At 69.4% G+C, this 12926-nt stretch carries 14 protein-coding genes; 3 read left to right on the top strand and 11 right to left on the bottom strand.

What is annotated here, in order from left to right; all coding sequences use genetic code 11:
• Nucleotides 1-7: 7 nt before the first annotated feature.
• From ACZ1DY_RS37345 to hppD, 8 genes are all read right to left on the bottom strand, one after another.
• Complete coding sequence (locus ACZ1DY_RS37345) at nucleotides 8-286, bottom strand: hypothetical protein (RefSeq protein WP_126736407.1); 279 nt, start codon at nucleotides 284-286, stop codon at nucleotides 8-10.
• 109 nt (nucleotides 287-395) lie between these two features.
• On the bottom strand, nucleotides 396-1280 hold the full coding sequence (locus ACZ1DY_RS37340; RefSeq protein ID WP_465482466.1) for a ferredoxin: 885 nt from the start codon (nucleotides 1278-1280) through the stop codon (nucleotides 396-398).
• Between the two features lie 29 nt (nucleotides 1281-1309).
• Entirely contained in the window at nucleotides 1310-1759 is a 450-nt protein-coding gene (locus tag ACZ1DY_RS37335; protein ID WP_465482465.1) for a hypothetical protein, read from the bottom strand.
• Nucleotides 1756-2196: a hypothetical protein gene (locus ACZ1DY_RS37330; protein ID WP_125674055.1), complete on the bottom strand. Its 441-nt coding sequence runs from the start codon at nucleotides 2194-2196 to the stop codon at nucleotides 1756-1758. The genes ACZ1DY_RS37335 and ACZ1DY_RS37330 overlap by 4 nt, the downstream gene beginning before the upstream one ends.
• Entirely contained in the window at nucleotides 2189-6481 is a 4293-nt protein-coding gene (locus ACZ1DY_RS37325; RefSeq protein ID WP_465482464.1) for a hypothetical protein, read from the bottom strand. The genes ACZ1DY_RS37330 and ACZ1DY_RS37325 overlap by 8 nt, the downstream gene beginning before the upstream one ends.
• The gene (locus tag ACZ1DY_RS37320) at nucleotides 6481-6795 is read right to left on the bottom strand and encodes a type VII secretion target (RefSeq protein ID WP_126737519.1); all 315 of its coding nucleotides are present in this window, start codon (nucleotides 6793-6795) and stop codon (nucleotides 6481-6483) included. Before ACZ1DY_RS37320 ends, ACZ1DY_RS37325 begins: the two co-directional genes overlap by 1 nt.
• A 32-nt stretch (nucleotides 6796-6827) precedes the next feature.
• Nucleotides 6828-7385, bottom strand: coding sequence for a YbaB/EbfC family nucleoid-associated protein (locus ACZ1DY_RS37315; protein WP_465482463.1), 558 nt, complete (start codon nucleotides 7383-7385; stop codon nucleotides 6828-6830).
• A gap of 200 nt (nucleotides 7386-7585) precedes the next feature.
• On the bottom strand, nucleotides 7586-8785 hold the full coding sequence (hppD, locus tag ACZ1DY_RS37310) for a 4-hydroxyphenylpyruvate dioxygenase (RefSeq protein ID WP_126737517.1): 1200 nt from the start codon (nucleotides 8783-8785) through the stop codon (nucleotides 7586-7588).
• Nucleotides 8786-8907: 122 nt separating this feature from the next.
• On the opposite strand from hppD, the gene ACZ1DY_RS37305 reads away from it, so the two are divergent.
• Nucleotides 8908-9381 (top strand): Lrp/AsnC family transcriptional regulator, encoded by a 474-nt coding sequence (locus ACZ1DY_RS37305; protein ID WP_126737516.1) that lies wholly within the window; start codon nucleotides 8908-8910, stop codon nucleotides 9379-9381.
• A 116-nt stretch (nucleotides 9382-9497) separates the two neighbouring features.
• On the opposite strand, the gene ACZ1DY_RS37300 is transcribed toward ACZ1DY_RS37305, so the two are convergent.
• The 3 genes from ACZ1DY_RS37300 to ACZ1DY_RS37290 all read right to left on the bottom strand — a co-directional run bounded on the left by ACZ1DY_RS37300 (nucleotide 9498) and on the right by ACZ1DY_RS37290 (nucleotide 11540).
• The gene (locus ACZ1DY_RS37300; RefSeq protein ID WP_126737515.1) at nucleotides 9498-10301 is read right to left on the bottom strand and encodes an MBL fold metallo-hydrolase; all 804 of its coding nucleotides are present in this window, start codon (nucleotides 10299-10301) and stop codon (nucleotides 9498-9500) included.
• A gap of 83 nt (nucleotides 10302-10384) precedes the next feature.
• The gene (gene greA, locus ACZ1DY_RS37295) at nucleotides 10385-10885 is read right to left on the bottom strand and encodes a transcription elongation factor GreA (protein WP_016337198.1); all 501 of its coding nucleotides are present in this window, start codon (nucleotides 10883-10885) and stop codon (nucleotides 10385-10387) included.
• Between the two features lie 199 nt (nucleotides 10886-11084).
• Complete coding sequence (locus ACZ1DY_RS37290) at nucleotides 11085-11540, bottom strand: DUF4307 domain-containing protein (RefSeq protein WP_126737514.1); 456 nt, start codon at nucleotides 11538-11540, stop codon at nucleotides 11085-11087.
• Nucleotides 11541-11686: 146 nt separating this feature from the next.
• Between ACZ1DY_RS37290 and mca the strand changes: the two genes are divergently transcribed.
• Together mca and ACZ1DY_RS37280 are read left to right on the top strand one after the other, a co-directional pair.
• A complete protein-coding gene (mca, locus tag ACZ1DY_RS37285) occupies nucleotides 11687-12580 on the top strand; it encodes a mycothiol conjugate amidase Mca (RefSeq protein WP_126737513.1) in 894 nt (297 codons plus the stop codon).
• Nucleotides 12580-12891, top strand: a complete 312-nt coding sequence (locus ACZ1DY_RS37280) for a hypothetical protein (protein WP_126737512.1) — start codon at nucleotides 12580-12582, stop codon at nucleotides 12889-12891. Before mca ends, ACZ1DY_RS37280 begins: the two co-directional genes overlap by 1 nt.
• Nucleotides 12892-12926 lie beyond the last annotated feature (35 nt).

The raw sequence follows: 12926 nt of genomic DNA, 5'->3' as shown, positions 1-12926 counted from the left end.
CGCCCGGTTAGGGGCGGTAGTTGCTGGGCGTGACGCCGCTCTTCGCGTCCGCTTCGTGCGAAGTCCCCTTCGGCACGGCTGGCAGCTCGGAGCCGTCGACGCAGCCGCCGACGAGTTCGATGTGGTTGTCGTGCCGGATGTACTGGCCCGGATCCACGCAACCGGCGCGGTCGACCGTGTAGACGGCGGCGCCGGTCAGCAGCGCGGCCGAGGTGAGTGCCAGCACGACCGGGAGCATCCCGGCGGAACGGGTCGCCCGGACCCTGCCGATGTTCCCCCGTGCCATGTGCGCTCCCTGCTCGCCTTCGTCGCTGCCGTCAAGAGTACCCGGACCGTGAACTTGTCACGTGACGTATCCGTCAGGTGGCATCATCCGGCCGCGAAATCTCCCGGTCCTAAGTGGACGGTTGACCGGTGATCGCGGCGACCGCGAGTTCGCGTTCGGGCTCTCCGACGTCGGGCAGGGTGAACCGCAGCGCCCTGATGTGGCCGAGCAGTTCGGGGTCGGGCGCCACGTCGTGCTCGCGCAGGTAATAGGCGACCGCACCCGGCCAGTACCACCGGCCGTCCGTGCGGAAGTTCAACGGCACCAGCGGTTCCCTGTCGGGATCGAAGGCGTCGGCGTCGTAGCTCCGCGACGCAAGCACGACCGGCGCGGCGTCGAGATACGCCAGCACGCGTTCCCGCTCGGCCGGGGAAAGCGGCTCACGGTTCACCATCGGGCGCCCGGACTCGTCGAGACCGTCGTAGACCCGCGGCGACTTCAAGGATTCCGGCGTTTCCGCGGGCGGGGTGGCCACCGGCGCCGGCTCGGCCACCGCGGGCTCGGCCACCGGTGCGGCGTCGAGCCCGGCCCGCTGGCGCAGCCACGGCGGGATGTTCTGTTCGGCGCGAGGGAAGAACCGCAGTTCGTCCTGGAAGCCGATCGGCGGTGGCGCCTGCCGCCACGGCGGCTCCACGTCCGCGAGGAAGTCCGTGCTGAGCACGGTCGCCGAACCGTAGACCAGGATCGCGCTCAGCCAGGTCCCGCGGCCGGGCTGGTACATGCCCGCCCGCAGGTTCCCGAGCAGCTGGACGGCTTCCGGGCTCGGCTGCACCGGCCGCGGCAGACCGTCCTGACCGGTGACGAGCAGGTCGACCTCGACGTGCCTGCCCGCCGCCCGGTACTCGACGCGCATCTGCTGCCAGCCGGGCGGCAGCGGCATCGCGAGGGCATGGCCGATCTGCCAGACGAGCTGCTGTTGCTGCTGCTGGTTCAACGGCACCGGTTGCTGGGTCATCTTCCCTCTTTCAGGCTTCCGGTCGCTGGTCAGGAGCCGTCGCCGGATTCGCCGGCCCGCAGCCGCAGCCAGTCCGGGATGTTCTCGGCCGCGCGCGGGAAGCGTCGAAGTTCGTCCGAGAAGGCCTCGGGGGGCGGCGGGTTCCGGAACTCCGGCTCCGCCGTGCCGTTGAAGTTGACCCTGAACGAACCCGGATGCCGCATTTCGAACACGGCGCCAAGCCAGGTGCCCCCGACGGGGTTCGCGGCTCTTTCCCGCAGCTCGGCGAACAGGTCCGAGATCACCTCCGGCGGGGTCCACGGGGTGAGGGTTTCCGCCACCGATTGCACGATGGCGGCCGTCTCCCGGTGTTCGCCGATGGCGTTGTACTTGATCTGGACGTAGTCCCAGCCCGGAGGGAGCAGGAACTTCAGCTGATCGGCGATCTCGGTCAGGATCCGTTCCTGGTCGGCGTCACCGAACTTGGCCGGAATCGTCACGCCTGCTCAGCTCCTTCCTGCTGCTCTTCGAGCCGTGCCCGGTACCAGGCCGGAATGTTCTCCTCGTCGCGCGGGAACGCCTCGAGGTCGCGTTGGTAGACCACCGCCGGGACAGGAGGATCCCACAGCGGATCGAAGGTGAAGTTGTAATGGACGGCGAAGGAGCCGGGAGGGTCGAGAATGAGCCGCATGGCCAGCCAGGTGCCCTTCCCCGGTTCGTATAGGGCCTGACGCGATTCCTGGAGGGCCGCCCGGATGTCGGGCGGCTGCATCTGTGCGCTGCTGCCGTCCTCCATGATCACGGTGATCGCCAGCTCCTCGACCATCGTGGCCATGGTGGCTTTGAGGTCGATCCGCCGCCACCCCGCCGGCGCCTCCCGCAGCACGGCCGCGCCGATCTGCTGGACCAGCTGATCGGCCCGCTCCTGGTCAGACATTTGCCGGGGGCTCTGGCCGGAGGGGGGTGTGGGGGGCGACGGGGGCGGGGTTGGGGACATTCACGAAGCTCCTGAAGTTGTAGGTGCGGGTTCCGTCCGGTGCGATTCTCTCGGACATGGTGTGCCACCGGTCCGGGGTCTCCCCGACGGACGGTTCTTCGAGCCAGGTCCGCACCCTGCCGTGGTCACCACCGCGGGCTTCGGCCGTCCGGCGGTCGGTTTCCGAGTACGCCCAGTTGTGCTCGTCGCTCCCGCTGGTGTGGTTGTTCTGCGTATGCGCCTGGGGAGCGCCGGCCAGACGGCCGCCACCCGCGCCGGAGGCGTGGTCCCCGGTGTGGCCGCCTCGTGCGGGCAGGCCCGTGTCCGCGACGCCGATCGCGCCGATCCGGGTCATGACGCTCGTGTTCCCGCGTGGTCCCGCCTTGGTGGAGTAGTCGGGCTCGAACGAGACGGGGCTGTTGCCGTACTGGTCGGCGTGGTAGTTGAAATCGCCGATCTTGTACTTGACGCCCTTGAGCGGAAGGCCGTCGGGCCTGCCTGCCTGCGCGTCGTGCATCGTCTGCTTGTCGCCGGTCTCGGGGTTGATCCAGCGATTCTTGGGATCGTCCGGCCGGGTCTCGATATGGGTGAAGCGCGGCGGCACTTCGTTGTTGGTGTAGAAGGTCCCGTGCAGCACCTTGTTGCCGTTGGCGTCCGTCGAGAACACCTTGTACGCGGTGTTGGGATCGAGTTCCGACCGGGGCTTGTTGCTGAACGGGCCGTCGCCGTTCGCACTCGGATCCCAGCCCAGCACGGTTTCCGGCCTGGCGTTGGCGGGGGGATCGAAGTCATCCAGGTCCAGCATCGGTTTGCCGTTGCCGTCGGTACTGAACTCGAACCGGCCCTCGCCGGTGTGCACCCGGTAGTCGACGTCGGGGAGCAGGTGGTCCGTGTCCGGGTTCGCCAGCGAGTTGGTCGGATCGGACCCGATCCTGGTGTTCGGGACGTCGGCGTCGACATGCGTGATCTTGGGCGGCACGGAGTCGTCGGTGTAGATGGTCGACCGCCGGCCGGAGCTGTCGGTGACCTCGTACTTCGTGTTCGGGTCCAGCGGCCTCGGATTGCTGGGATCGTAGAACCGCTCGCCCGGCTGCAGGGTGACGTCCCGGCGAGGCGGGGTGTAGTCCGGCTCCTTCCAGCCGCCTTCGATCTCGTGCTGTGACGGGAAGTCCCGGCCGCGATCGCGGGCGCTGTCGGCGTCCACGTCCTGCTTGTCCGCGTGCGACGTGTCCGGGGTGAAGCCGTCGTCGCTCGCCCGGCGGGCGGTGCCGTCGGGGCTGTGGACGTCCCATTCGCCGTTCGGCGGGATCTTGGGCCGGGGGCGGCCGTCGGGGCCGATCTCGTAGTCGGACGAGAAGACGCGCCCGTTCGAGTCGGTCCACGCCGGCTTGCTCGGCGCCATCACCTCGGTGTCGAGCTCCCGCGACAGACGGCGCGCGAAATCGTTCGAGCCGGCGTCGCAGCCGATCAGGCGGATCGGGCGGCCGTCGTAATCCCCGTTGCGCCGCAGGATGTCCGCGAACTCTTCCGGGGTGTAGGTGCGGTTGCCGATCCGGGCGTGCCCGTCCGGCGTCACGTGCACGTCGACGGTGTAGCGGCCGTCCGGATCCGGCTGGACGCGGTGCGGCAGGTCGCCCATGTCCGAGTCGCCGCGGTGGTACGAGCTGCCCGCGGGGGTGCTCTCGGAATGCCGCTGGTTGACCTCGTCCGGTGTCAGCGGGCGATCCGGCTCGCCGTCGGGGCCGCGGTCGTGCGGCGTGCCGTCGGGGTTCCCGTTCGGGTCTTGGCGCGGTCCGTGCCCGTCGGGGCCGTGACCGTCCGGCGAACGCGGCGGCCCGGAGTGACCATCGGGGCCGCGGCCGCCCGGGCCGGTGTTGCCGGGGCCCGTGCCGCCGGGCCGGTTGCCCGGGCCGTGCGTGCCCGGTGAGCCGGTGTGCGGCTGGGCGCCGGGACCGAACTCGTTGCCCCGGGCGACCGGCTGCGGCTGATGCGGCTGGTTCGGCCGTCCGCCGGGGCCGGTCTGGCCGGGGCCGCGGCTGGGGCCGGTGTGGGTGTCCGGGGTGCGCGGGGCGTTCGTGTCCGGGGTGCGCGGCGAACCGGGCGTCCCCGTCCAGCCGCCGCCCTGCGGCCTGCCGCCGGGCGAACCGGGGGTGCCGCCGGGCGTGCCACCCGGAGCGCCTTGCGGCGGCATACCGCCGGCGATCGGCTGGCCCTGCGGCGGGACACCGTGCGAAGCGTCGCCACCGGGTCCGCTGCGCTGCGAAGGCATGTGTGACGGGCCGGCGTCGCCGAGGCGCGGTGCCGTGGGGGCGGTGCCGCTGGTCGTCGTTCCGCTGTCGGTCGGCCGGGTGGGGCTGCCGCCGTCGTTGCCGCCGTGGTGGCCGGGTGACGGGTCGGACCGAGGGGTGGGCGAGCCGCCGCCGTCGCCGCCGTGCGGCCGGGGCGAACCGCCGCCGTCGCCGGTGTGGCTCGGGGAGCCACCCGTGTCGGCGCGGGTGTGCGGAGCCGGGGAGCCGCTGTCGGGGGTGTGGCTGGGTGAGCCGCCGGTGTCGGCGCGCGTGTGCGGTGCGGGAGACCCGCTGTCCGGGGTGTGGCTCGGGGAGCCGCCGGTGTCCGCTCGTGTGTGCGGTGCGGGAGAGCCACTGTCGGGGGTGTGGCTCGGGGAGCTGCCGCTGTCGGCGCGGGTGTGTGGTGTGGGGGAGCCGGTGTCGGGGGTGTGGCTCGGGGAGCTGCCGGTGTCGGCGCGGGTGTGCGGCGTGGGAGACCCGCTGTCCGGGGTGTGGCTAGGGGAGCCGCCGGTGTCCGCTCGTGTGTGCGGCGTGGGGGAGCCGCCGGTGTCCGCGCGGTTCGGGCTGGGCGAGCCGCCATCGGACGTGCGGTTCGGGGTGGCGGAATCGCCGGGGGAACCACCGTCGGAACGGGCGGTGCTGGGGGAACCATCGCCGCCGGCGGAGTTTCCGTCCGAAGTGGACGGTCCGTCGCCGGCGCGGTTGGGGGAGCCGCCGTCGGAACGGGTGGACGAGCCGCCACCGTCACCACCGCGGGTGGTGTTGGACGGGGTGTCTCCGCTGGAACCGCCGTTCGAGCCGGAATCGGCCGAACCGCCGGTGTCGCCGGAGTTGCCGCCGGAGCCGTCGTTCGGGCCGCTGTTGGTGTCGCCGGAGTTGCCGCCGGAACCGTCGTTCGGACCGCTGTTGGTGTCGCCCGAGTTGCCCCCGGAGTTGTCACCGTTGGAGCCGCTGCCCGAACCCGAACCGTCGCCGGAGCCACTGCCGGAACCGTCGCCGGAGCCGCTACCGGAACCCGAACCGTCGCCGTCCGGCCCGTCGCCGGAGCCTGAGCCCGAGCCGCCGCCGGTCCCACCGGATCCGCCGCCGCTGCCGCCGCGCTGGATGAACCCGCCCGTTTTGATGTTCTTGGTGTTGATCACGTCCAGGCCGGTGACCTTGCCCGCGATCTTGCCGAAGATCTTGATGATCTTCTCGAAGACGTCGACCAGCTTGCCCAGCAGCGGCGAGACCCGCCGCATCGCGTCGCAGAGTTCCTTGAGCTTGTCGGCGATCTTCGCGGCCCACTTGGCGATCGCGGTGACGGCCTGCGCGACCACCACGGGCGTGCCGAAGCCGAGGGAGAACACCGTCTCCATGACCCACGCGATGAGCTTGCCGACCGCGTCCGCGATGAGCTGGCGGATGAACTCGCGGACGAACGCGACGATCTCGCCGAAGATCATCACGACGGTGCTGATCCCGCCGGCGACCGTCGCCGCCCCGCTGATCGCCTCCGCCTGCTCCGCGGCCTGCTTGCGGTACTGGTCGGCCGCGTCGCCCGTCCAGCCGGACGTGCCGTTCTTGACCGCGTTCGAGAATTCGACCTGGGTGTCTTCCAGTTTCTTGGCGACGTTGCCCCAGGTCTCGGAGTACGACTGGATGACCGGCGGATCACCGGCGACCGCGTCCAGCATGTCCTTCAGCGGCTGCATGTGTTCCATCAGGAACGACGCCACCGACGACATCAGGTAGCCGAACGGGTCGATCGCGGCGCTGGCCATCTCGCCGGCGAGGCTCAGGACGCCGAGCCCACCGCCGATCCAGTCGCCGTTCGAGATGCCGTTGAAGGCGTCCATGGCCGACTCGGCGACACCGATGCCCGCCGCGTAGCCGTACTCGCTGTTCCCGGCCGTCAGCGGTCCGGGGCCGTCGCCATCGGTCGGTGCGTTCGCGACGAGCGGGTTCCCCTCGGGCATCAGTCAGGCACCTGCACGTTCTTGAACTCGGCGGCGAAGTTCTCGTCCTGCGTCTGGTAGGCGTTCGACGCGGACCGCACGTTGTTCGCCACCGTCGTCGCGGCCTCGACGGCCTTGTTCAGCGCGTTGATGCCGAACTCCTCCACCGGGTCCAGCATCATCCGGAACGGCTGGCAGATGATGCCGTACGCGTCGGTCGGCATGCTCACCTGTTGCGCGGCGTCGACCGCCGTGCGCAGGCCGTCGGCGATGCCGTCGATCTGCTTGGCGTGCGCGTCGAGGTCGGCGCCGAGCTCATAACCCTTGCCTGCCATGGTTTCTCCCCTCTACCAGGCCGGATGGACGTCTACGAAAGGATGCTGCCGCCGAATTCGTCGTCATCGTCGTCCTGCGTGCGGCGGCGGCGCGGGATCGGCTTCGGCTGAGGTGGGTTCTGGGGTGGGTTCGCCTGCGTGGACGGCGGCGGGGGCTCTTCCTCTTCCGGGCCGAAGCGGTGGTGCCGCTCGGGTTCCGGGGGTGCGGGGTTCTCCTCCGGCGGGGCCTCCGGGAAGGTGCTCTGCGCCTCCGCGATCACCCGGTTCGCCGTCTCGTCGGTGGTCCCGACCGTCTCGGCCATCGCCGTCTGCAGCAGCTCCGGGATCCGGGACTGCGCGAGCTGGACGAGGCGCATGACCTGCGACGAGACCTCCGCCATCCGCTTGCCGCTCGCGGCTTCGGAGATGACGAGGTTCTTGAGCAGGCCCTTCGAGTCGATCGTGACCTCGATGGTGTTGTCCTTCGACCGCTCGGTGACGGTCTGGCCCTGCATGCGTGCGGCCATCGCCTGATAGCGCTCGGCGGTCTCCTGGATCTGCTTCGTCCAGTTGTCCACCATGCGTTCGCTGGCGTCGACGTTGTCCGGCATCGGGACCCTTCCAAAAGCTGCATGCTGACGTCTTCACACTGACGGTCCGAAGGAGCCTTCGGTTCCGGAGTGGTCGAAGTTTAGTTCCCGTCCGGTGTACCACCCCGCGCCGACAAAGTCGGCCCCGTCACGCAGCGAAAGGGCCCCTCACCGCACGAAGTGCGATGAAGAGCCCTTTCACGCCCTGCGAACTGCCGGGGTCAGAGGTTGCCTCGGCGCTCCTGCTCACGCTCGATGGCCTCGAACAGGGCCTTGAAGTTGCCCTTGCCGAAACCGAGCGAACCGTGCCGCTCGATGAGCTCGTAGAACACCGTCGGGCGGTCGCCGATCGGCTTGGTGAAGATCTGCAGCAGGTAGCCGTCCTCGTCGCGGTCGACCAGGATGCGGTGCTCCTTGAGCTTCTCGATCGGCACCCGGACCTCGCCGATCCGCGCACGCAGCTCCGGGTCGTCGTAGTAGGAGTCCGGGGTGTCGAGGAACTCGACGCCCGCGGCGCGCATCGCCTTCACCGTCGCGACGATGTCGTTGGTGGCCAGCGCGATGTGCTGGCAGCCCGCGCCGCCGTAGAACTCGAGGTACTCGTCGATCTGCGACTTCTTCTTCGCGATCGCCGGCTCGTTGAGCGGGAACTTGACGCGGTGGTTGCCGTTGGAGACCACCTTGCTCATCAGCGCCGAGTACTCGGTCGCGATGTCGTCGCCGACGAACTCCGCCATGTTCACGAAGCCCATGACGCGGTGGTACCAGTCGACCCAGTAGTCCATCTTGCCGAGTTCGACGTTGCCGACGCAGTGGTCGACGGCCTGGAACAGCCGCTTCGGCGCGCCTTCCGGACGGACGACGCTGCTCTCGCGCGGCTCGTAACCGGGCAGGTAGACGCCGGTGTACTTCGACCGGTCGATCAGCGTGTGGCGGGTTTCGCCGTAGGTCGCGATCGCGGCGATGCGCACGGTGCCGTGCTCGTCGGAGACGTCGTGCGGCTCCTCGAGGACGGTGGCGCCCTGCGAACGGGCGTGCTCGATGCACCGGTCGACATCGGCGACCTCGAGCGCGAGGTCGATCACGCCGTCGCCGTGACGGCGGTGGTGGTCGAGCAGCGGGGAGTCGGGCTTGACGCCGCCGGTGATCACGAAGCGGGCCGAGCCCGACTTCAGCACGAACGACTTGCGCTCGAAGTTCCCGGTCTCGGGGCCGGAGTACGCGACGAGCCGCATGCCGAAAGCGACCTGGTAGAACCACGCGGTCTGCGTGGCGTTGCCCGCGATGAACACCACCGCGTCCATCGACTTCACCGGGAAGGGGTCGGTCGAAGAGTCGTGATCGACGAGGCCGACGAGCTGACGCAGCTGGTCGTAGCTCACGTCGTCAAGAGCACCCTGGGGTTCCACTGTGTGCGTCATGCCCTGAAGCATCCGAGCGCGTGACAAAATGCGCAACGGTCAAAGATTTCACTGCGCACTATGTCCAGTCGAGGGCCGGGTGACGCAGTCAAAGTGGACAACCTGTGTAGGAGGTAGGCCCGATGTCGGAAGCGCTCGACGCGCTGGACGCGCGGCTGCTGTTGTTGCTCACCGACTCGCCCCGGCTCGGTGTGCTCGAATGCGCCCGCCGTCTCGGCGTCGCGCGGGGCACCGTGCAGGCCAGGCTGGACCGGCTGACCGAACGCGGGATCCTCGGCGGGTTCCCGCCCGAACTCGACCTCGCGGCGATGGGATACGGCCTCACCGCGTTCGCCGTCCTGGAGATCGCGCAGGGCCGCCGGGCCGAGGTGGCGGAGGCGCTGGCCGCGATCGACGAGGTGTGCGAGGTCTACGCGACGACCGGTCAGGGCGACCTCTTCGTGCGCATGGTCGCGCGCAACAACGACGACCTGCAGCGGGTGGTGGACGAGGTGGTCGGCGCGCCGTACGTGCGGCGGACGTCGACGTCGATCGCGTTGTCGACGCCGGTTCCGCCGCGCGTACGGCCGCTGCTGGAACGGCTGGCGCGGAGCTAGCCGACGGGGCGCAGGCGGCTGACGTCGCGAAAGCCACTTTCGCGACGTCAGATGTCCCGAAAGTGGCTTTCGCGACACCGACGGAGTCGGTCGTGAGCGCCCCGGCCGGCGCGGAGCTAGCCCACCTGGCTCAGGTACCGCTTCGCCGACCGCTGGACCGCCTCGTGCCCGTCGGTCCGGATGATCGCGTCCCACCAGGCGCCGTAGATCGCCTCGAACTCGTACGGGTCGAGCATCTCGGCGGCGCGGCGGACGACCTCGGGACGTTCCGGGATCAGGTTCGGGTAGCTGTACATCATGCCGACGAAGCGGCGGTCGGGGATGACCTGCAGGATGTCGCCCGAGAGCACCGCGCCGCGGCCGTTCTCCCCGCCCGGCCAGTGCAGCACGGTCCCGCCGGCGAAATGCACGCCGAGGTTGATCAGCCGCAGGCCGGGGGCGACGTCGAGGGTCGAGCCGCTCCACAGCTTGATCGCCGGATCCGGCCTGCCGATCCACTGCCGGTCGCCCTCGTGCAGGTAGATGGGCGCGTCGAAGGCGTGGGCCCACTCGACCATGGTGGTGTAGTAGTGCGGGTGGCTGATCGCGATACCGGTGATCCCGCCGAGTTCGCGGACCTTCGCGACCAGATCGTCGTCGATGAAGCCCGCGCAGTCCCACAGGAAGTTGCCGGATTCGGCCTTGACCAGCAGCGCCCGCTCGCCGATGGCGAAGTTGGGCGTGGATCCGACCCCGATGAGGCCGGGTCCCTGCTCCTCGATACGAGCCGTGTACGTCCCGCTCGCGCGGACGGTGTTCAGATCGGTCCATCGTTGCCCGGCCTGCGGGACGTACTGACGTTCGTCCTCGCAGATCGGGCAATCGGACCTGGGTTCCGCGTACTGCATGCCGCAGGCGACGCAGATCGGTAGCTCGCTCATCGTTCCCTCCAGAATTCTCCGGAGGTCACGCTAACGGCTCGTATGCGCGCCCGGCCATATCGGGGCCGGGCGCGCGGAGTGGCTCACTTGCCGGTGTACGGCACGGCCTTGACGAGGGTCACCTTCTGGATGCTGCCGTTGGGCAGCTCGTACTCGCGGGTCTCGCCCTCTTTGGCGCCGAGCAGCGCCTTGCCGAGGGGGGACTCCGGCGAGTAGACGTCGAGGTCGCCCTCGGTGCCCTCTTCGCGGGTCGCCAGGAGGAAGTTCTCGTCCTCGTCGTCACCGTCGTAACGCACGGTGAGGACCTTGCCCGGTCCGGCGCTGCCGTCGTTGGCGGGCGGCTCGCCCACCTTGGCCGAGCGGAGGAGCTCCTGGAGGTGGCGGATGCGGGCCTCGTGCTGGCCCTGCTCCTCGCGGGCGGCGTGGTAGCCGCCGTTCTCCTTGAGGTCGCCCTCTTCCCGGCTGTCGTTGATCTTCGCAGCGATGACCGGGCGGAGCTCGATGTAATGGTCGAGTTCCTGCTTGAGCCTGTCGTAGGCATCCTGGGTCAGCCAGGTCACCTTTGTGTCGCTCACGGTCACCATCTCCTAGTAGGGCCTGCCAGGCTTGGGTGTACAAGCCGGCCACCGGACCGGCATGGCGCGCCGGCCTGGCTGAGATAAAGGAAAAACACGGCCCGTCTTGGGCCGTGCCGGTAGATCAGAGTAACACGGCGCGAGGCATCGCCGCCGGTGGAATTCGGTCGCGCCTCGGCGTTGGGCGCCCGTTTCACCCCGTTGGCCGCTATGGCCTTGACAGGTACCGTGGTACGTCGTATGAGCACCCGAAGATATCAGCCGTGACCGGCCTTCCGATGCTCTTGATGGTGGTCGTCACCCTGCTGTTCTTCGAACCAGGCTGAATCAGGACCTCTTTACGGCCGCTTTCGGCCCCCGCCTTGTCCCGGACCCGGACGACGCAGACGCCGGGGCGGTTCACATCGTCCCTGGTCACGTTGATCGTGATCTCCATCGCGTCGCCCGGCTTCTCGTCGAACGAGACGCGTTCGCCCTCGATGGGCGCACTGCCGAAATTCGTGTACGCGACATAGGCGATCCCGCCGCTGACCAGCAGCGCCACCACGGCGAACACCAGGCGCCGCCAGCGGGCGGGCTTCGCGGCGCGGGTCTTGCCGTAGCGGTCCTCGGGCACGTCCGTCCGGGTGCTTTCCGCGCTGGGAGCGTCCTGTCCCGTGCTCAACCCGGGCCTCCCGGTGGGTCTCGTCGTACTCGCAGGGACAATGGGGGTCGTATGCGAGTGGTTCCCCTCGAGTATCCGCGCCCGGCCGGGCGGGCCGTCAGGCAGGGTCGCAGGGGAATAGGGAACGAGAAGGGGACGTTCGGAGCATGGTGCCAGCCAATGAACCGCCGAAGTCACGCCTCCGCCTGATGGCGGTGCACGCGCACCCCGACGACGAGTCGAGCAAGGGTGCGGCCACGATGGCCAGGTACGCCGCCGAAGGGCACGAGGTCATGGTCGTGACCTGCACCGGCGGCGAAGCGGGCAGTGTGCTGAACCCGGCCATGGACCGTCCCGAGGTCGTGGCCAACATGACCGAGATCCGCCGGGAGGAGATGGCCCGCGCGGCCAAGATCCTCGGCGTGAGCCACACCTGGCTCGGGTTCATCGACTCGGGGCTGCCCGAGGGCGATCCGCTGCCCCCGGTCCCGGAGGGCTCGTTCGCGGTCATCCCGCTGGAGGAGTCCACCGGTGCGCTGGTGAAGGTCATCCGCGAGTTCCGCCCGCACGTGATCGTCACCTACGACGAGAACGGCGGGTACCCGCACCCCGACCATATCCGCACGCACGAGATCTCGGTCGCGGCCTTCGACGCCGCTGGCGAGGCGGAGCGCTACCCGGACGCGGGCGAGCCGTGGCAGCCGATGAAGCTGTACTACGTGCACGGGTTCTCGCGCGCCAGGATGACCGTGTTCCACGAGGCCCTGCTCGAACGCGGCCTGGAGTCGCCGTACGAGGAGTGGCTCAAGTCGTGGGATCCGGAGAAGGCCGACGTCATGGAGCGGGTGACCACCCGCGTCGAATGCGGCGACTACTTCGAGCAGCGTGACGAGGCGCTCAAGGCGCACGCCACCCAGATCGACCCGAACAGCCGCTGGTTCGCCGTCCCGCGCGACCTGCAGCGCGAGGTCTGGCCGACCGAGGAGTACGAGCTGGTCCGCTCACTGGTGGACAGCACCCTGCCGGAGGATGATCTGTTCGCCGGCTTGAAGGAGGGCTAATGAGTTTCGTGGTGCCGGCGTTCGCCGTCATTCCGGTGACGGAGGCGTCGCAGTTCCTGGCGCAGCAGCCCGGCAACGGCGACAACGGCGGCCAAGGTGAGGACTTCGGCAAGTCGTCGCCGGTGGGTTTCCTGATCCTGATCCTGTTCCTGATCGCCGTCGCGCTGCTGGTGCGGTCGATGACCAAGCACCTGAAGCGAGTGCCGGAGAGCTTCGACGAGCCCGCCGCCGCTCCGGAGGCCGCTGAAGAGAAGGCGGACGCCGAGGAGCCGGTCGCGAAGACGGAGAAACCGAGCGCCAAGTCCGACTGACGCTCGTGAGTGGTAAGGACGGTTAGAACCGTCTT

The sequence above is a fragment of the Amycolatopsis sp. PSD-21 genome, from assembly GCF_055561455.1.
Note: the sequence above shows the minus strand (reverse complement) of the source record. Positions and strands in the feature narration are given on the sequence as shown.

Coding starts and splice junctions, on each gene's coding strand:
- ACZ1DY_RS37300 (WP_126737515.1), bottom strand. CDS start 10,301: ATGAGCGAGCTACCGATCTGCGTCGCCTGCGGCATGCAGTACGCGGAA.
- mca (WP_126737513.1), top strand. CDS start 11,687: ATGGTGCCAGCCAATGAACCGCCGAAGTCACGCCTCCGCCTGATGGCG.
- hppD (WP_126737517.1), bottom strand. CDS start 8,785: ATGACGCACACAGTGGAACCCCAGGGTGCTCTTGACGACGTGAGCTAC.
- ACZ1DY_RS37325 (WP_465482464.1), bottom strand. CDS start 6,481: ATGCCCGAGGGGAACCCGCTCGTCGCGAACGCACCGACCGATGGCGAC.
- ACZ1DY_RS37280 (WP_126737512.1), top strand. CDS start 12,580: ATGAGTTTCGTGGTGCCGGCGTTCGCCGTCATTCCGGTGACGGAGGCG.
- ACZ1DY_RS37315 (WP_465482463.1), bottom strand. CDS start 7,385: ATGCCGGACAACGTCGACGCCAGCGAACGCATGGTGGACAACTGGACG.
- ACZ1DY_RS37340 (WP_465482466.1), bottom strand. CDS start 1,280: ATGACCCAGCAACCGGTGCCGTTGAACCAGCAGCAGCAACAGCAGCTC.
- ACZ1DY_RS37320 (WP_126737519.1), bottom strand. CDS start 6,795: ATGGCAGGCAAGGGTTATGAGCTCGGCGCCGACCTCGACGCGCACGCC.
- greA (WP_016337198.1), bottom strand. CDS start 10,885: ATGGTGACCGTGAGCGACACAAAGGTGACCTGGCTGACCCAGGATGCC.
- ACZ1DY_RS37305 (WP_126737516.1), top strand. CDS start 8,908: ATGTCGGAAGCGCTCGACGCGCTGGACGCGCGGCTGCTGTTGTTGCTC.
- ACZ1DY_RS37330 (WP_125674055.1), bottom strand. CDS start 2,196: ATGTCTGACCAGGAGCGGGCCGATCAGCTGGTCCAGCAGATCGGCGCG.
- ACZ1DY_RS37345 (WP_126736407.1), bottom strand. CDS start 286: ATGGCACGGGGGAACATCGGCAGGGTCCGGGCGACCCGTTCCGCCGGG.